Source organism: Arthrobacter sp. KBS0702 (assembly GCF_005937985.2).
In the GTDB taxonomy this organism is placed as follows: Bacteria; Actinomycetota; Actinomycetes; order Actinomycetales; family Micrococcaceae; genus Arthrobacter.
Genome location: NZ_CP042172.1, coordinates 450,718 through 468,443, shown reverse-complemented (window position 1 = coordinate 468,443; position 17,726 = coordinate 450,718). Strand labels below are relative to the sequence as shown.

The following is a 17,726-nucleotide window of genomic DNA, read 5'->3' as shown; positions in this document are numbered from 1 at the left end:
CCTCGCCCCGCCGCGCCGTCCCTCCCTCGCCCGCCCCGCCGCGCCGTTTCGACGGTTCCGTGCGCACTCGACGCCGCTAAACGTCGAACGGGCACGGAACCGTCTGAGTGGCGTCGGATAGGCTGGCCGGATGTTTATCGAGATTCCCGCCGCAGACGGTACAGCCGAGGCCCTGGTGGCCCGCCCCTCCACCGGTGAGGGCCCGTTCCCGGGCGTCATCCTCTACATGGACGCCTTCGGCCTGCGCCCCCGCATCCAGGAAATGGGCCAGCGCATCGCGGACTGGGGCTACGTCGTCCTGGCCCCGAACGTCTTCTACCGCGAAGGGACGGCCGCCCAGCTGGCCCCGGACACAGACATGACCACCCAGGAGGGGCGCGAAGCCGCCGGCGCAGCCGCGTTCCCGCGCGTCGGCCGCCTCACCACGGACAAAGCACTGCCCGACATCGACAGCTGGGTGGATGCTCTTGGCAAGCTCGACGGCGTCGCCCCGGGCAGCATCGGCGTCGTCGGCTACTGCATGGGTGCCCGGCTCGCGGTGCGCACCGCCACCGCCCACCCGGAAACTGTCGCCGCGTGCGGCGGCTTCCACGGCGGCGGCCTCGCGACCGAGGAACCCGACAGCCCGCATCTGGCGCTCGGCAACGCCCGTGCCCGGTTTGTCTTCGGCCACGCCGACCACGACCGCAGCATGGACTCCGACGCCGTCGCGCGGCTGGGCGGCGCCCTGGACGCAGCCGGCCTGAAGTCGAGCAACGAAGTCTACGCGGGGGCACCCCACGGCTATTCCATGGCCGATACCTCCGCGTTCCATCCGGAGGCCACCGAACGGCACTTCCGCGAGCTCCGCAGCCTCCTCGACGGGACACTCAAAGCCTGACGGGGCCGCCCCTTCGCCGTTTCGACGGTTCCCCGCGTACTCGATGCCAGCCGGCGTCGGTCCCGCACGGAACCGTCGAAACGGCGTTGTCCACATATCCGGGTCCCTGTCTGGGCAGTCGCTGGGCGGGCGGCTGAAGCTGGTCCCATGCACCTTGAGCTCCCAGCAGCCCCCAATCTCTGGCGCACGGACGAGCTGCTGGCGTCCGGACACAATTCCCGGGCCATCGCCCGCCTGGTCCAGCGGGCTGACCTCGTCCGGCTGCGCCGCGGTTGCTACGCCCGCGGCGACTGGTGGCGTGGTTTGGACGCCGCCTCCCGACGCCGGCAGCTGATCGCGGCGCATGCCCTCGGAACGCTGACGACGTCGGTGGGAGCGTTCGTTTACAGCCATGTCTCGGGTGCCAGCCTTCAGGGACTGCAGCTCTGGAAGGTCGATGACCGCGTGCACCTCACCCAGAGTGGTTGCCCCTCCCCGATTTCACACGGGCGCGATGTCGTGGCGCACACGCGGTCCCTGGCCAGTCGCGAGATCTGCTTTGTCGACGGGCTGCCCTGCACGTCGCTGGAGCGCACGGTTGTGGATTGCTGCCTGATGTTCACCGTGCGGCAGGCCGTGATCTTGGTCGATCATGCGGCGCGGATGGGTGCGGACCTCGGCACGATCCGCGCCCAGTGTGCCGCTCTGGCCGGACGAAACGGAGTCGTGGCACTGCGCCGCGCCCTCGAGTTGGCCGATCCTCGCTCCGAATCAGCCGGGGAGAGCCTTACGAGGGAGCTGCTGGACCGGATCGGGATCACTCCACCCCAGCTGCAGTATGTCGTCCGCACCCCGCTCGGGGAGCACCGGCTGGATCTGGCGTGGCCGGAGCGCAAGGTGGCCCTGGAGTTCGACGGCAGGACCAAGTACTTCGACTACCGGCCCACGAGCGACGTCGTTTTCGCCGAGCGGCGCCGCGAGAAGGCGCTGATGGAACAGGGCTGGACGTTCATCCGCGTCGAGTGGAAGGACCTGTTTAATGAGGTCGCGTTCAAGTACCGGGTCCTCCGGGCGTTGAACCGCGGCGCCGGGGCCAGTTCCGTGCCGTTTCGACGGTCCGCTGCCGGCTAGACGCTTCCTAGCGTCGAGTGGGCACGGAAGCGTCGAAACGGTGTGCGGTGCAGCCCCACGGGCGGACGCGAACCGCGCGTCGGGCTTACGCCCCGTAGCTGGGCTCGCGCTTCTTGACCCACCCGATGGCGAGCGTGGTCAGCGGCATGAAGGCGAACTCCACGAGGGTCTTGTAGAGAAAGCCGACGAGGACATAGTTGACGAACATCGCGGCGTCGGTAATGCCGATGACGGAGGCGGCGATGCTGCAGAAGATCAGGGTGTCCACAAATTCACCCACGCCGGAGGACCCCATCAGCCGGGCCCACAGTGAATTTTCACCGGTCCGGGCCTTCATCTTGACGAGGATCCAGGAGTTGATCGTCTGGCCCGCCAGGAAGGCCAGCATCGAGGCGAGCACGATCTGCGGGACCGGGCCCAGGGCGCCTTCCAGCGCGGACTGCTTGGCGGCGCCGTACTCGTCGTCGAAGCCGGGAAGAACGATGATGATCCAGTAGCAGAGGGACGCGAAGACGGACAGCGCGAAGCTGGTCACAATGGCCTTGCGCGCGACCTTGAAGCCGTAGACCTCGCTGATGACGTCGCCCAGGATGTAGGCCAGCGGGAAGAGGAAGAACCCGCCGTCGGTGACGATCGGGCCGATTTCCACGCCCTTGGACGCGCCGATGTTGGACAGGATCAGCACCACGGCCATGACAGCCAGCATGATGCCGAAGTACGGCGACCCGATGGAGGCGAACTTCGGCGGGGCGGCAGCCTCGAAGGTCTTGGCGGTAGTCATGGGTGTTCCATTCGTAGTGGTTCGCGCGGCAGCCGGGTTCGCGCGAAAGACCGGGGACGGCCGGTACCCGCGTTAGGTGCGCCACTTCGACGGTTCCCTGCGTGCAAGACGCTGCGTAGCGTCGAATGGGCAGGGAACCGTCGAAACGGCGCCAGGAGGGCCCCCGGAACCCTACCGGCGCGAGGCGTCGATGAGATTCTTGTCGTCTTCCTCGCGGCCAGGGGCGCCCGCGGCGAGGCCGGCGTCGGCGGGCTCCCAGGCGTGGCCCTGTTCGTGATCCAGGTGCGTGGCCTTCTTGTTCTTCAGCGCGAAGATGTAGATCACCAGGGAGATCGCAATGGCCACCGTGACGTACGTGAAGAACAGCTCCTCCTGGCCGGCCTTCTGCAGCGCCGCGCCGATCAGGGGGACGGTGCCGCCGAAGAGCGAGTTGGCGATCGCGTAGCCCAGGCCGACGCCGAGGGCGCGGATGGACGCGGGGAACAGCTCGGCCTTCACGAGGGCGTTGATCGAGGTGTAGCCGCCGACAATCAGCAGCCCGCCCATCATCAGCAGGAACGCCGTGAGCGGATCCTTGGTGCCGGCCAGGGCGGAGAGCAGCGGCCAGGTGAACAGGACGCCGGTGATGCCGAACCAGAGCAGCAGCGGCTTGCGGCCCACCTTGTCGGAGATGATGCCGTAGACCGGCTGCAGCAGCATGAAGATGAACAGAGCCCAGAAGTTGATCACCGAGGTGTCGGTCTTGGCGATGCCCGAGGTGTCATTCATGAACTTCAGGATGAAGTTGGTGTACGTGTAGAACGCCACCGTGCCGCCGAGCGTGATGCCGATGCAAATCAGCAGCGGCTTCCAGTAGCTGGTGAACAGCAGCTTCATGGTTCCCGGCTGAGCTTCGCCGGCCACTGCCGGGGCCTTGGCTGCCTCGATCTGTTCGGCCGAAACGGTCTCCTCCATGGAGCGCCGCAGCCACAGGACCACGAGGGCCGCGACGCCGCCGATCGCGAACGGGATCCGCCATCCCCATTCGCCCAGGTCGCCCTTGGGCATCACGTTCTGCAGGACCACCAGGACCAGCAGGGCCAGCATCTGGCCGCCGATCAGCGTGACGTACTGGAAGCTGGAGAAGAAGCCGCGGCGCTTGGTGGTGGCGGCCTCGGACATGTAGGTGGCGCTGGTGCCGTATTCGCCGCCCACCGAGAAGCCCTGGATCACGCGGATGATCACCAGCAGGATCATCGCCCACAGGCCGATTTGCTGCTGCGTGGGCAGGATGGCGATCGCAAAGGAACCAGCGGACATCATGGTCACGCTCAGGGTCAGGGCGGCCTTGCGACCCTTGCGATCGGCGTAGCGGCCGAAGAACCAGGCGCCGATGGGGCGCATCAGGAACGACGTCGAGAAGACCGCCATCGCTTCGAGCCCGGCCTGCAGATCGTCCTTGGAGTTGAAGAAGTGCGACTGGAAATACGCCGCAAAGACTGTGTAGACGTAGAGGTCGTACCACTCGACGAGGTTGCCGGCCGAGCCTTTGAGGATGTTGCCGACGGCTTTCCGGGTCTGGGCCGCTTCGGACAGTTGGGTGCTCATCAATGAACCTTCCTGGATCCGGCATCGCAAGGGAGCAACACCGTCCGCCACCTTAGTCCCCGTGATCCGGAACACTTGGGTTTTGGTCATATTGGTCATAAGCACAATGCGGCCGGTTTTCCTCGAATGGCAGGATGGGGTCCATGACTTCTTACGCCGTGGAAAACGTGACCTCCGACGCCAGCGCTTACCCCGCCGTCGCCCTGACCATCGCCGGATCCGAGGCCACCGGCGGGGCCGGCGCGCAGGCTGACCTGAAGACCTTCCAGGAACTGGGAGTCTTCGGCATCGCGAACCTGACGTGCATCGTGTCCTTCGATCCGAAGGACAGCTGGAACCACCGCTTCGTCCCCGTGGACCAACAGGTCATCGCCGACCAGTTGGAGGCGACGACGGCGGCGTACGGCGCCGCGTCCGGCGCGCCGTCCGTGCTGGACACCGTGAAGATCGGCATGCTGGGCAGCCCGGCGACGATCTCCACGGTGGCGTCGGCGCTGGCCGACTCCGCGTTCAGGAACGTGGTGCTGGACCCGGTGCTGATCTGCAAGGGCCAGGAGCCGGGCCATGCCCTGGACACCGACCAGGCGCTCAAGGCGCTGATCCTGCCGCTGGCCACGTTCGTCACGCCGAACCATTTCGAGGCCGAATCGCTTTCCGGGCTGGAAATCACCGACGTCGAATCGCTCAAGGCCGCGGCCGTCCGTATCCACGAGCTCAGCGGTGCCGCCGTGCTGGCCAAGGGCGGTGTGCGCCTGGCCGGGCCGGACGCCGTCGATGTCTACTACGACGGCGAGACGCTGGAAGTCCTGTCGGCCCCGAAGGTGGGCGACGTGGCCGTCTCCGGCGCGGGCTGCTCGCTGGCCGCCGCGGTGACGGCGGAGCTGGCCAAGGGCGCGACGCCGCTGGAGGCCGCCCGCACGGCGAAGGACTTTGTCACCGCGGGGATCCGGAACCGGGTGGCTTCGGGCGCCCCGTTCGACGCGCTCTGGCAGGGCGGCCCGCGCTAGCAGTTCCGGGGCCAGGCCCTCCGTTTCGACGGTTCCCTGCGCACTCGATGGCGCGTGGCATCGAACCGGCACGGAACCATCGAAACGGCCGGGCGCGCCGCGGCCAGGACTGCGGATTCGGGGGCTACTACCTCGACGGCGGGGGGCCTGCCTGGCTGGGGTCCGAGACCCTGCCCATGAACACCGGCAGGCCGGTCTCGACGTGCACGATCTCGTATTGGAACGGCCGGTCGAACCGGATCGACTTCGTCCGCACCGCGCCGCTCACGGCCTGGCCATTGATCTGGGTCGCGGCGGCCGCAATCGTGCCCTTTTCTGCCACGGTGATGTTGACGAACTGGCTGGCCTGCGTGATCTGGAGGCCGGGCTGGATCCAGTCGAAGTCCGTCTCGGTTTGCAGCATTTCCTGCAGCCCCAGGCGTGCGAAGACCTTCCGCAGCTCGAAGCCCGTCTTGTGGTCCCACCTCGGCAGGAAGACCTGGGTCGGGGCCGGAGCCGCCGCCGCCAGAGCGCTTGCGGCGTCTGCCATGGTCTGCGGGCCGGGCATGGCGGCACCCTCGTCGGGCAGCACCAGCCGCATCACGAAACCCTCGGCGTAGGGTAGGTCCACAGCCTGCCAGCTGCTCCCGCGGACTGATGCGAGGTCCTGGGTGCTGGACATGGTGGGGACGGAGACCTGCCCGCCGGCCGCCGTCGTGAAGGGGCGATCGGCTGTGTCCTTCGGGTCGAAGGGGACCTTCCACGCCGAGGCGAAGTACACCGAGTTGAGCAGGCTGAAGGTGTTGTCTCTGCTGTACTCCGCCGGCGCTTTCTTGACCCTGCCACCGGTGTTCTTGTTCACCCATGCGTCGATCGCCGGTTTGGTGGCGCCCTCATCCTGGAAGTCCACCGGGTACACGCCCGTCCCGTAGTACAGTGCCAGCGACCGCAGGTATGCCTCCCCGGTGGGCACGCCCTTGTCCACGAACAGGCCGTTCGCGGTGTGCAGGAGCGGGCGGGCCGGAAGGTTCTTTTCGTCCACCGAGCCAGGGTCGCCGTCGAATGCCTCCAAGGACGCGAGCGCTGCGTTCATGGCATCATCCCGGTGTTGCGCGGGGAGGCCCAGGGCGCCGTCGATCTCTGCAGCCGTGTCCCCCGACGCGCCGGCCCGCAGCATGGCCAAGGCGACCAGCAGGCTGCCCGGGGACGAAACCACGTTCCCGTTGCCCGCATCCCCGCCGTCTGCGAGGAGAGCGGCGCCCAGTTTCCGCGCTGATGCCCGGAGCTGGTCCAGCTCGGCCGGGTAGGCGGCCCGGTCGGCCGCCACTCGATCGAACCCGTCGGCCTTCCGCAGCGCCGGAGGCGAAGCCGAGCACGCGGTCAATGACAGCGCCACGGCGGCGACGGCCGCTACGATCCTTGCCAACCCATTGTGCTTCATCGCGCCCCCAAGGTCCGGACGACAGCGTCAGATGGCGGAGATCCCGCCCAGGGCCAGTCAACCAGCGGGTGCTCGTCCGCGCCACCCCCTTTGGCCGTTTCGACGGTTCCCTGCCCGATCGATGCGTCCCGACGTCGAACCCGCACGGAACCGTCGAAACGGCGGCACGGCGGCAGGGTCAGCGCCGCGGGATGTTGCGCAGGTTGCTGCGGGCCATGCTCACGGCCTCACCGGCGCCCCGGTTGAGCACCACCTTGGACATTGCCGTGGCGAAGCCCAGGATCTGCGCACCCTTGATCTTCGGCGGGATCGAGAGCGCCTTGGGGTCCGTGATGAGCTCCACCAGGGAGGGCCCCGGGTGCGCGAACGCCTCCCGGTAGGCGGCCTCGATCTTCGCCGGGTCGGTCACGCGGACGGCATGGAAACCGAGGGCCCGGGCAACCTCCGCGTAGTTGGCATCCGGCACGTCCACACCGAAATCCGGGAGCCCGTCCACCAGCATCTCCAGCTTGACCATGCCCAGCGTGGAGTTATTGAAAACCACCACGTTGACCGGAAGCCGGTGCGCGGCGACCGTGATCAGCTCCCCCAGCAGCATCGACAGGCCGCCGTCGCCGGAAACCGAGACCACCTGGCGTCCCGGGTAGGCCAGCTGGGCGCCGATCGCGTGCGGCAGCGCGTTGGCCATGGAGCCGTGCAGGTAGGAGCCGATCAGCCGGCGGGTGCCCAGCGGGTTGATGTACCGGGCCGTCCACACGTTGCACATACCCGTGTCCGCCGTGAAGACCGCATCCTCAGCGGCAATCTGGTCGAGTAGCGAGGCCGCGTACTCGGGGTGGATCGGCTGGGTCTTTTCGACCTTGCGGGTGTACGCACCGACGGCCTTGTTCATCAGCCGGTCGTGCTTCTTGAGCATCGCGTCGAGGAAACGGCGGCTCTTCTTCGGCTTCAGCAACGGCATCAGCGCGGCCAGCGTCGGCAGCACGTCGCCATGGACGGCGACGTCGACGTCGGTCCGCCGGCCCAGGTTCTGCGCCGCCCGGTCCACCTGGGCCGTCCGCGTCCCAGGGAGGAACTGCTCATAGGGGAAGTCGGTGCCGAGCAGGATCAGCAGGTCCGCATCCTCGATCCCCTCGGCGGCGGCACCGTAACCGAGCAGCCCGGTCATGCCGATGTCGTAGGGGTTGTCGTACTGCATGAAGTCCTTGCCGCGCAGCGAGTGTCCGATCGGCGCGGCGAGGAGTTCGGCGAGCGCGATCACCTCGTCATGCGCGCCGTCGACGCCGGCCCCGGCGAAGATGGCGACCTTGCCGGCGTCGTTGATGGCATCCGCAAGTTCCCGCACGCTGGCCGGGTCAGGCACCAGCGCGGCCGGCCGGAAGGCTGCCGGCGCCGGGGTTTCGGCGGTCGCCTCCAGCCCCGCGATGTCGCCGGGCAGCGTCACGACGGCCACGCCGCGAAGTGCGACGGCGTGCTGGATGGCGCTGTGCATCACCCGCGGCGCCTGCTCGGCCGTGCTGATGAGTTCGGAGTAGACCGAGCACTCGTTGAAGAGCCGGTCCGGGTGGGTTTCCTGGAAGAAGCTGCTGCCGATCTGCTTGCTGGGGATATGCGAGGCGATGGCGAGCACCGGGGCGCCGGAGCGGTTGGCGTCGTACAGGCCGTTGATCAGGTGCAGGTTCCCGGGCCCGCAGGACCCGGCGCAGACCGCGAGCCTGCCGGTCAGCTGGGCTTCGGCCGCGGCGGCGAACGCGGCCGCCTCCTCATGCCGGACGTGGATCCAGTCGAGCCCGCCCTTCGCAGCGCCGCCGGTCTTGCGGACGGCGTCGACGATCGGATTCAGGCTGTCGCCGACGATCCCGTAAATCCGCTGCACGCCGGCAGCCTGGAGTTGTTCGACAAGCTGGGTGGCAAGTTCCTTGGCCATGGGTGCACGCTCCCGCGAGGTGGATCGATGTGCTGACACTGGCCAATATAGTCCGCTGAGCTCCGGGCCCGTCCAGGAAACCGGACCGGTCAGCTCCCCGAGTGGGCCTGCAGGAAGGAGTAGACCTCGGTCTCGTCCACGCCGGGGAAGGCTCCGGGTGGCATGGCGGCCAGCAGGTGCGAGTGGGCGCGGGCCGAGGGCCACGCGTTGCCGGCCCACTCCGAGGCCAGGGCGGCCGGCGGGCGCTTGCAGCAGCTCTCGTCCGGGCAGGTCGACTTGGACCGCTCCGTGGTGTCGCGGCCTCGGAACCACTTGACCTGCGCGTACGGCACGCCCACGGAGAGCGAGAACTCGCCGTTCGCGGAGCGTTCGGTCCGGGCCGTGCACCAGTAGGTCCCGGCGGGCGTGTCCGTGTACTGGTTGTAGGCGCTGAATTTGTCCGGCACGTCGAACACCACGCGGGACGTCCAGTTTTTGCACGAGGGCTGGCCCTCGATGGCGCCGGTGTGGTCCTGCGGGAACGTCACGCCGTCGTTCTCATAGGCCTTGTAGATGATGCCGCTCTTGTGCGTCTTCTGGAAGTGCGTGCGCAGGTCCAGGTGCTGGGTGGCGAGGTTCGTGAAGCGGTGCGCCGCGGTCTCGTAGGACACGGCGAACGCGTCCCGGATGTCCTCCACCGCGATCTCCTTGGCCGCCTTGGCCTTTTGGAGGAACTCCACGGTGGCCTGCTCCGGCAGGAGCAGCGCGGCGGCAAAGTAGTTCGTGGCGACGCGCTGCATCAGGAAGTCGCCGTAGTTGGTGGGTGTCTGGTGGCCCAGGACGTAGTGGCCGAGGGCCTGCAGCAGCACCGAACGGGGGTCGTGGTCGCTCCGGGCGTTCTGCGTGAGATAAATTCGGCGGTTCTTCAGGTCCGTCACCGAGCGGGTGGAGTGCGGCAGGTCGCCGACGTGGTGCAGGCTGAACCCGAGGTGCCCGGCGATATCCGCGATCACGTGGTGGGACAGCGGACCGGAGGTGTGGCCCACCGACGCCAGGACCTTCTGGGCCTCCGCCTCGTACTCCGGGAAGTAGTTGTTGCGCTCGCGCATCATGGCCCGCAGTTCACCGTTCGCGCGGCGCGCCTCCTCCGGCGTGGCGACCTGCTCATTGAGCCGGCGCTCCAGCTCATGCTGCAGCCCCACCATGGACTCCAGCACGTCCATGGGAAGCCGCGAACTGATACGGATCTTGGGCAGATTCAGCGACTCGTAGAGGGGACTGCGCTGGTAGCGTTCCAGCTCGATTTCCAGGGCCGCGCGGCGGTTCGGCGGTTCCGCGCCCAGCAGTTCGTCGATGCTGACACCGAGCGCGCCGGCCAGTTGCTGCAGCAGGCCGAGTTTCGGCTCGCGCTTGCCGTTCTCGATCAGGCTCAGCTGGCTCGGGGCGGTTCCGACGGCGGCGCTGAGGTCATCGAGCGTGAGCCCTGCCGCCTTGCGCAGGTGCCGGACCCTCCGGCCCATGCTGATGACGTCCACCTCAGGTTCGGCGGGGACGGCGGGGGATATTGCCTGGCGGTTCCAGCTGCTCGGATGCATTTCTTGAGAATACGGGAAGAAGTGCATTTCTTTCCAGACATTCCCCCTAGAAAGCCCCTTGAAACTGAAGAAAAGTAGATCTCACAGAAAGATTCACAACCCCGGACCAGCCGGCGCAACCCGCAGGGAAGCGGAGCCGCCGGCCCCGGACCCACCAAGGAGACAAAGATGACTGCAGCATTTGAGCCCACCCAGCAGACGCCCGAAGAGCAGGCCGCCGCCCTGGAGCTCGAGTGGGCCGCCAACCCCCGCTGGGAAGGTGTCACTCGGGACTACTCGGCGTCCGACGTCGTCCGTCTCCGCGGCCGGGTCTCCGAGGAACACACCCTGGCCCGCCGCGGCTCGGAGAAGCTGTGGAAGCAGCTCACCGAGGAGCACAAGGAGGGCAAGTACACCAATGCCCTCGGCGCCCTGACCGGCAACCAGGCCGTGCAGCAGGTCAAGGCCGGGCTGCGCGCCATCTACCTCTCCGGCTGGCAGGTTGCCGCCGACGCCAACAACTCCGGCCACACCTACCCGGACCAGTCGCTGTACCCGGCCAACTCGGTCCCCACGGTGGTCCGCCGCATCAACAACGCGCTGCTCCGCGCGGACCAGATCGAGTTCTCCGAGGGCATCCAGACCGTCGAGGACTGGATGGTCCCGATCGTCGCCGACGCCGAGGCCGGCTTCGGCGGTCCGCTGAACGCCTACGAGCTGATGAAGTCCATGATCCAGGCCGGCGCCTCGGGCGTGCACTGGGAAGACCAGCTCGCCTCGGAGAAGAAGTGCGGCCACCTCGGCGGCAAGGTCCTGATCCCCACCCAGCAGCACGTCCGCACGCTGAACGCCGCCCGCCTCGCGGCCGACGTCGCCGGCACGCCGTCGGTGATCATCGCCCGCACCGATGCCGAGGCGGCCACCCTGATCACCTCCGACGTCGACGAGCGCGACCAGGAATTCATCACGGGCGAGCGGACCCCCGAGGGCTTCTACAAGGTCCGCAACGGGATCGAACCCTGCATCGCCCGCGCCAAGGCCTACGCACCGTACTCCGACCTGATCTGGATGGAGACCGGCACCCCGGACCTGGAACTGGCCCGCAAGTTCGCCGAATCGGTCAAGGCCGAGTTCCCGGACCAGATGCTCTCCTACAACTGCTCGCCGTCGTTCAACTGGCGCAAGCACCTCGACGACGCCACGATCGCGAAGTTCCAGCGCGAACTCGGCGCCATGGGCTTCACCTTCCAGTTCATCACCCTGGCCGGCTTCCACGCCCTGAACTACTCGATGTTCGACCTCGCCCACGGCTACGCCCGGGAGGGCATGAGCGCCTACGTCGAGCTGCAGGAGAAGGAATTCGCCTCCGAAGCACGCGGCTACACCGCCACCAAGCACCAGCGCGAAGTCGGCACCGGCTACTTCGACGACATCGCCACCGCGCTCAACCCGAACGCATCCACTTTGGCTCTTGTGGGATCCACAGAAGAGGGCCAGTTCCACTAATCCCCCGGCTTTACCCGCCCGTTGCCCTATCACTTAACGCCGCTAAGGACCCCTCAGAGGGACCGGAAGTGATAGGGCAACGGCGGACTTTCCAAGGAGCACCCCATGAACAGCTTCACTGACAACTTCACGATCAACGGGATTACGTTGACGGCCCAGCCGATTTGCCGACAGAGCGAGGTTCTGACGCCGGACGCACTGGCGTTTGTGGCCAAGTTGCACACGGCGACGGCGGGACGACGGCTGGAGCTGCTGCAGGCGCGCCGCGAACGCCGGCAGCAGATCACCAGGGGCCAGGACCCGCACTTCCTCCCCGAGACCGAATCCATCCGCAACGACCCCGAGTGGCGCGTCGCTCCCCCGGCGCCGGGCCTGACTGACCGCCGCGTCGAGATCACCGGCCCGGTGGACAAGAAGATGGCCGTCAACGCGCTGAACTCCGGCGCCAAGGTCTGGCTCGCGGACATGGAAGACGCCTCCACCCCGTCGTGGCGCAACGTCATCCAGGGCCAGCTGAACCTCACCGACGTCCTGGAGCGCCGGATCGACTTCACTTCTCCCGAGGGCAAGGAGTACAAGCTGCGTCCCGCCGAGGAGCTGCCCACCATCGTGGTCCGCCCCCGCGGCTGGCACCTGCCGGAGAAGCACATGCTGATCGACGGCGTGCCGGTGGCCGGCGGCATTGTGGACTTCGGGCTGTACTTCTACCATAACGCCCGCCGCCTGATCGCCCAGGGCAAGGGCCCCTACTTCTACCTGCCGAAGATCGAGAACCACCTCGAGGCCCGCCTCTGGAACGACATCTTCATCCTGGCCCAGGACCTGCTGGGCATCCCGCAGGGCACCATCCGCGCCACGGTGCTGATCGAGACCATCACCGCCGCGTTCGAGATGGAGGAGATCCTCTACGAACTGCGCGAGCACGCCGCAGGGCTGAACGCCGGCCGCTGGGACTACATCTTCTCCCTGATCAAGAACTTCCGGACCCGCGGCCCGCGGTTCGTCCTGCCGGACCGTGACCAAGTCACCATGACCCAGCCGTTCATGCGGGCCTACACCGAACAGCTGGTGCGCGCCTGCCACAAGCGCGGCGCCATGGCGATCGGCGGGATGGCCGCGGCCGTTCCCAACCGCAAGGACGAGGCGGCCAACGCCATCGCGCTGGAGAAGGTCCGTGCCGACAAGACCCGCGATGCCGCCGACGGCTTCGACGGCTCCTGGGTGGCGCACCCGGACCTGGTGCCGGTCTGCCGCGAGGTGTTCGACGGCGTCCTGGGCGACCGCCCGCACCAGTTGGACCGGCTCCGCGAGGACGTCACCCCCGATGACCGCGCCCTGATCGACATCGCCTCCACCACCGGCACCATCACCGAGCGGGGCGTGCGGATCAACATCGAGGTGGGCATCCGCTACATCGAGTCCTGGCTCCGCGGCAACGGCGCGGTCGCCATCCACAACCTGATGGAGGACGCCGCCACCGCGGAGATCTCCCGCTCGCAGCTGTGGCAGTGGATCTTCGCCCGGGCCATCACCGACGCGGGCGATGTGATCACGCACGAATGGGTCGAAGACATGCTGGACGAGGAGTTCGCGAAGCTGGAACGCTTCGAGGGCGACCGCTTCGCCGACGCCCGGGACATCTTCGAGGAAGTCACGCTCAGCAACGAGTTCCCTGCCTTCCTGACCCTGCCGGCCTACGACCGCTACCTGCACGAAGCCCGCGGCGGCGCCGACAACGCCATCAACGCCGCCGACCTCGTGGCGGCCTAGCCGCCCCGCCCGGGACCGGGCGCCGCTCCGGCACCCGGTCCCGGCCCTCCAGAATTCCGTCCGCCGGGCTTCCATGCCCTTCGCAACAGGCTCCCCGAGATCCGGGGCGGGAGCCCGGCAACGGAACACTCGTCACCCGACACCGGTCACACGTCACCCGTCACCGGCGCGCGAACGGACACTTGAGGCCCATGTTTTCTCCCAAACATGGGCCTCAAGTGTCCGTTCGCGCTTTTGGGGTCTACGAGGCCAACCGTTGTGGTCCGGCGTGGTCAGGGCCGGGCCGTTCAACGCCACGATCGGGCCGGCTGATCTCGCCCCACACCTCGTCGAGGGACAGGCCCAGGACGTCGGCGATGGCAGCAATGGTGGGGAATGCCGGCGTCGCGACCCGGCCCGTCTCGATTTTCCGAAGGGTCTCGGGTGAAACTCGCGCCGCCAGGGCGGTCTCGAGCATGGAGCGCTCTCCCCGCGCGCGGCGCAACAGGGCGCCGAGCCGCTGTCCGCGCTCGACCTCTTCGAATGTAAGGGGCAACCTGACCATGGCTCCGATTATAGTACCGGGATAATATGGCCGGTATAGTTATTGGAAACCAGTGGAAGGCCCGCATGATTGAGATCCTGACCCCGGCCGAACTGGCCCGGGCAAAAGAAACCGGCGCCCTCGTCGCCGACATCCTGCAGTCCCTCAAGTCACGGAGTACCGTCGGCACGAATCTCCTTGACGTCGACCGGTGGGCGGCGACCATGATTGCCGAGGCCGGCGCGCAGTCCTGCTACGTCGATTACGAGCCTGCCTTCGGACGCGGGCCGTTCGGACACTACATCTGCACGGCCGTCAACGACGCCGTGCTCCACGGACTGCCGCGCGACTACACCCTGGCCGACGGCGACCTGCTGACCCTCGACCTCGCCGTCGGCAAGAACGGCGTCGCGGCAGACTCTGCCATCAGCTTCATCGTGGGCGCATCAAAGCCCCGCGAAAGCGTCGCCATGATCGACGCGACCGAGCGCGCCTTGAGCGCAGGGATAGCGGCTGCCGTGCCCGGGGCCCGAATCGGCGATATCTCCCATGCCATTGGGTCGGTCCTCAGTGCGGCGGGGTACCCGATCAATACCGAGTTCGGGGGACACGGCATCGGATCAACGATGCACCAGGACCCACACGTTCCCAACACCGGACGGCCCGGCCGCGGCTACACGCTACGTCCCGGACTGCTGCTCGCCCTGGAGCCATGGGTCATGGCCAACACCGCGGAACTCATCACCGACGACGACGGGTGGACACTCCGCAGTGCCACCGGCTGCCGGACCGCACACAGCGAGCACACGATCGCCATCACCGACGACGGAGCCGAAATCCTCACCCTGCCTACGCGGCCGCACCCGTGACACGGGAGCCCTGGACCGGCGCGGAACCGCTCCTTGGTGCGGCTAGTGCGGCTTCGGGATGTGGCGCAGGGACAGCGCACAGCCGAGGATAAACAGCGCCACGGAGCCGAGGATCATCAGCAGCGGCCCGGTCCACGAGTCCGAGATACCGTGCACGTAGCCCAGCAGCGTGGGGGCCACGGCGCCGAAACTGTAGCCCGCGCCCTGGACGACGGCGGACATCCGGCCCGCCGAGGCCTGGTCGCGGGCCAGCCGGATGATCGCAATGAAAATCAAGGTGATGCCGCCGCCCTGCGCCACCCCGCCGAAAGATGACCACAGCCACCACAGCTGGGGGGCCAGCAGCAGACCCACGGGCACCGTCAGCCACAGCGCCCCCAGGGTGAGGCCGACCGCCGTCGTGCTGGCGAAGCGCGCCGCGAGCGGCACGCCCAGGCCGCCAGCGATCGCCAGGATCTGGAACAGCGAGGATCCGGCCCCGGCCGCCGACGGCGCCAGGCCCAGTTCGTCGCCGAGCAGGCTGGGAAGCCACGCGGTCACGCCGTAGTAGGAGAAGGCCTGGCCGGCGAAACCCGCGGTCAGCGCCACGGTAATCCAGCGCGACGCCGGCCGTGCCGCCGCCCGGGTGGGATCGGTCCCCGGGATCGCCTCGGGCCGAAAGGAGCGGGCCCCGACAGCCAGCACCCACACAGCGGCGGCCGCGACGGCGAAGAGCGCGCACGCCGCGATCGCCGGACGCCAGCCAAGCAGCTCTGCCAACGGCGCCGTCATCATCGACGTGGCAAAGGACCCGATGTTCAGCGCCGCGGTGTAGGTGCCCATGGCGGCTCCCTGCTGTGACGGGCTGAAGTCACGCCGGATGATCAGCGGGACCACGATGTTGCCGATCGTGATCGCGACACCCAGAATCACGGTGCCGAGCATCACGAGCGCCCCGCCGCCCGCGGAACGGACCACAACGCCGAGGAGTACGCCCAGCAGGGTGAGGGTGATGGCGAACTCCGGGCCCAGCTTGCGGCCGGTCAGCGACGCCAGCGGCGCGGCGAGCGCAAAGCAGAGCACCGGGATGCCGGTCAGGAAGCCGATTTCCACCGGCGAGAAGCCCAGGTCGCGCCGCATGTCGCCCACCACGGGCGCGACCGCGACGAACGGGCCGCGCATGTTGAGGGCGATCAGTCCGATCGCAATCATCAGCAGCCAGCCGCGCGGACTTTTCGCCAGGGCGCTCATCCGGCGTTCCGCGGCCCGGTGGCCGGGCAGAAATATGTTTTCATCAGTCCCATTGCTATCACGCGACGCCGCGGCCCGGGCGGCACCTTTGGAACATGACGGACCGCGCTTCACGAAGGCCTGCCCCCGCGGGCGGCGGACTAGGGTTTTGGCATGACGCACCTCATCCGGAAGGCCACCGCCGACGACGCCGGCCAACTGGCCGAACTCGCCGCTGTCACCTTCCCGCTCGCCTGCCCGCCGGAGTCCCGGCCCGAGGACATCGCCGCCCATCTGGCGAACACGCTCAGCGAAGCCAACTTCCGCGACTACCTCGCGGATCCGGACGTCACAGTGCTGGTGATCGACGCGGGCGGGAAGCTCCGCGGCTACAGCCTGCTCGTGGACCGCCGCACGCAGGATCCCGAGGTGGCCGCGGCCCTCGGTCCCGGACCGAGCACGGAACTGAGCAAGTGCTACGTGCATCCCGACCACCACGGTCTCGGCGCGGCGGTCGAACTGATGCACGCCAGCATCGCAGCGGCGGCGGACACGGGCGCCCCGGGGCTCTGGCTCGGGGTGAACAGCCAAAACGCCCGCGCCATCAGGTTCTATGAGAAGTCCGGCTTCCGGAAAGTCGGCACGAAATCATTCAAGCTGGGCGCAACCGTGGAACACGACTTCGTCATGGAGCGCCCGGTCGCGCCCTGACCTCGCCCAGGGCACGCACCACCCACGCGCGAACGGACACTTGGGGCCCCCTATTCGCGCGGTTGAAGGGCCCCAAGTGTCCGTTCGCGCCTATGAAGCCGGGGCTGCGGGAATGGCCCGGACCCGGGCGGGGTTGTCGCCAGCATGAAGATTGAGATCTGGTCCGATGTGGCCTGCCCCTGGTGCTACATCGGCAAGCGCCGCTTTGAAACCGCCCTCGCGGCCTTCCCGCACCGCGACGCCGTCGAGGTGCAGTGGCGCAGCTTCCAGCTCGACCCCGGCCTGCCGGAGCATTACGACGGCACCGAGCTGGACTACCTGAGCACCCGCAAGGGCATGGCCCCGGACCAGGTCGCCGGCATGTTCGAGCACGTGGCGTCCCTCGCCAGCGCCGAGGGCCTGAACTACCGCTTCGACGCCGTCGTGGTTGCCAACAGCTTCACCGCCCACCGCCTGATCCACCTCGCCGCGGCGCACGGAAAGCAGGATGCGGCGAAGGAACGGCTGCTCAGCGACCACTTCGAGCACGGACGCGACATCGGCAGCCGCGAATACCTCACCGCGCTTGGCCTCGACCTCGGGATCGGCGCCGCCGAACTGGAGGAACTGTTCAGCTCGGACAAATACGCCGACGACGTCCGGCAGGACTTCGCGGAGGCCCGCGCCCTGGGCATCAGCGGCGTGCCGTTCTTCGTGATCGACCGCAAATTCGGACTCTCGGGCGCCCAGCCCGCTGAAACCTTCAGCGCGGCGCTAGACCAGGCCTGGCAGGAAAGCCACCCGCTCGTGATGGCCGACGCCGGGGCGGATGCCGGGGCATGCGGCCCGGACGGCTGCCCCATCTAGCTCCCCGGGCTGAGCCCACCCGCACCT

At 68.0% G+C, this 17,726-nt stretch carries 15 protein-coding genes; 8 read left to right on the top strand and 7 right to left on the bottom strand.

Annotated elements, in window-relative coordinates; all coding sequences use genetic code 11:
* Window positions 1–130 precede the first annotated feature (130 nt).
* A complete protein-coding gene (locus FFF93_RS02245) occupies window positions 131–880 on the top strand; it encodes a dienelactone hydrolase family protein (RefSeq protein ID WP_138767515.1) in 750 nt (249 codons plus the stop codon).
* A 147-nt stretch (window positions 881–1,027) separates the two neighbouring features.
* On the top strand, window positions 1,028–1,990 hold the full coding sequence (locus FFF93_RS02240) for a type IV toxin-antitoxin system AbiEi family antitoxin domain-containing protein (RefSeq protein WP_138767516.1): 963 nt from the start codon (window positions 1,028–1,030) through the stop codon (window positions 1,988–1,990).
* Window positions 1,991–2,075: 85 nt separating this feature from the next.
* On the opposite strand, the gene FFF93_RS02235 is transcribed toward FFF93_RS02240, so the two are convergent.
* Window positions 2,076–2,771: a queuosine precursor transporter gene (locus FFF93_RS02235; RefSeq protein ID WP_138767517.1), complete on the bottom strand. Its 696-nt coding sequence runs from the start codon at window positions 2,769–2,771 to the stop codon at window positions 2,076–2,078.
* A 171-nt stretch (window positions 2,772–2,942) separates the two neighbouring features.
* Window positions 2,943–4,358, bottom strand: a complete 1,416-nt coding sequence (locus tag FFF93_RS02230) for an MFS transporter (protein ID WP_138767518.1) — start codon at window positions 4,356–4,358, stop codon at window positions 2,943–2,945.
* Window positions 4,359–4,501: 143 nt separating this feature from the next.
* Here FFF93_RS02230 and FFF93_RS02225 point away from each other — a divergent pair, with 143 nt between their 5' ends.
* Complete coding sequence (locus tag FFF93_RS02225) at window positions 4,502–5,365, top strand: hydroxymethylpyrimidine/phosphomethylpyrimidine kinase (RefSeq protein ID WP_138767519.1); 864 nt, start codon at window positions 4,502–4,504, stop codon at window positions 5,363–5,365.
* 127 nt (window positions 5,366–5,492) lie between these two features.
* Here FFF93_RS02225 and FFF93_RS02220 read toward each other — a convergent pair whose 3' ends face one another.
* The 3 genes from FFF93_RS02220 to FFF93_RS02210 form a co-directional block, all read right to left on the bottom strand.
* Window positions 5,493–6,770 carry a serpin family protein gene (locus tag FFF93_RS02220; RefSeq protein WP_261375261.1) on the bottom strand — a complete coding sequence of 426 codons (1,278 nt, stop codon included), beginning with the start codon at window positions 6,768–6,770 and terminating at the stop codon, window positions 5,493–5,495.
* Between the two features lie 193 nt (window positions 6,771–6,963).
* A complete protein-coding gene (locus tag FFF93_RS02215) occupies window positions 6,964–8,712 on the bottom strand; it encodes a pyruvate dehydrogenase (RefSeq protein WP_138767521.1) in 1,749 nt (582 codons plus the stop codon).
* Window positions 8,713–8,801: 89 nt separating this feature from the next.
* Window positions 8,802–10,313 (bottom strand): helix-turn-helix transcriptional regulator, encoded by a 1,512-nt coding sequence (locus tag FFF93_RS02210; protein ID WP_138767522.1) that lies wholly within the window; start codon window positions 10,311–10,313, stop codon window positions 8,802–8,804.
* Between the two features lie 141 nt (window positions 10,314–10,454).
* Between FFF93_RS02210 and aceA the strand changes: the two genes are divergently transcribed.
* Together aceA and aceB are read left to right on the top strand one after the other, a co-directional pair.
* Window positions 10,455–11,771, top strand: a complete 1,317-nt coding sequence (aceA, locus tag FFF93_RS02205) for an isocitrate lyase (protein ID WP_138767523.1) — start codon at window positions 10,455–10,457, stop codon at window positions 11,769–11,771.
* A gap of 105 nt (window positions 11,772–11,876) precedes the next feature.
* Window positions 11,877–13,541, top strand: coding sequence for a malate synthase A (aceB, locus tag FFF93_RS02200; RefSeq protein ID WP_138767524.1), 1,665 nt, complete (start codon window positions 11,877–11,879; stop codon window positions 13,539–13,541).
* A gap of 241 nt (window positions 13,542–13,782) precedes the next feature.
* On the opposite strand, the gene FFF93_RS02195 is transcribed toward aceB, so the two are convergent.
* Window positions 13,783–14,085 (bottom strand): helix-turn-helix domain-containing protein, encoded by a 303-nt coding sequence (locus FFF93_RS02195; protein ID WP_138767525.1) that lies wholly within the window; start codon window positions 14,083–14,085, stop codon window positions 13,783–13,785.
* Window positions 14,086–14,150: 65 nt separating this feature from the next.
* Here FFF93_RS02195 and map point away from each other — a divergent pair, with 65 nt between their 5' ends.
* Entirely contained in the window at window positions 14,151–14,933 is a 783-nt protein-coding gene (map, locus tag FFF93_RS02190; RefSeq protein ID WP_138767526.1) for a type I methionyl aminopeptidase, read from the top strand.
* Between the two features lie 42 nt (window positions 14,934–14,975).
* Here map and FFF93_RS02185 read toward each other — a convergent pair whose 3' ends face one another.
* Complete coding sequence (locus tag FFF93_RS02185; RefSeq protein WP_138767527.1) at window positions 14,976–16,163, bottom strand: CynX/NimT family MFS transporter; 1,188 nt, start codon at window positions 16,161–16,163, stop codon at window positions 14,976–14,978.
* A 153-nt stretch (window positions 16,164–16,316) separates the two neighbouring features.
* Here FFF93_RS02185 and FFF93_RS02180 point away from each other — a divergent pair, with 153 nt between their 5' ends.
* Window positions 16,317–16,853 carry a GNAT family N-acetyltransferase gene (locus FFF93_RS02180; protein ID WP_138767528.1) on the top strand — a complete coding sequence of 179 codons (537 nt, stop codon included), beginning with the start codon at window positions 16,317–16,319 and terminating at the stop codon, window positions 16,851–16,853.
* A 144-nt stretch (window positions 16,854–16,997) separates the two neighbouring features.
* Entirely contained in the window at window positions 16,998–17,699 is a 702-nt protein-coding gene (locus FFF93_RS02175) for a DsbA family oxidoreductase (protein WP_138767529.1), read from the top strand.
* Window positions 17,700–17,726 lie beyond the last annotated feature (27 nt).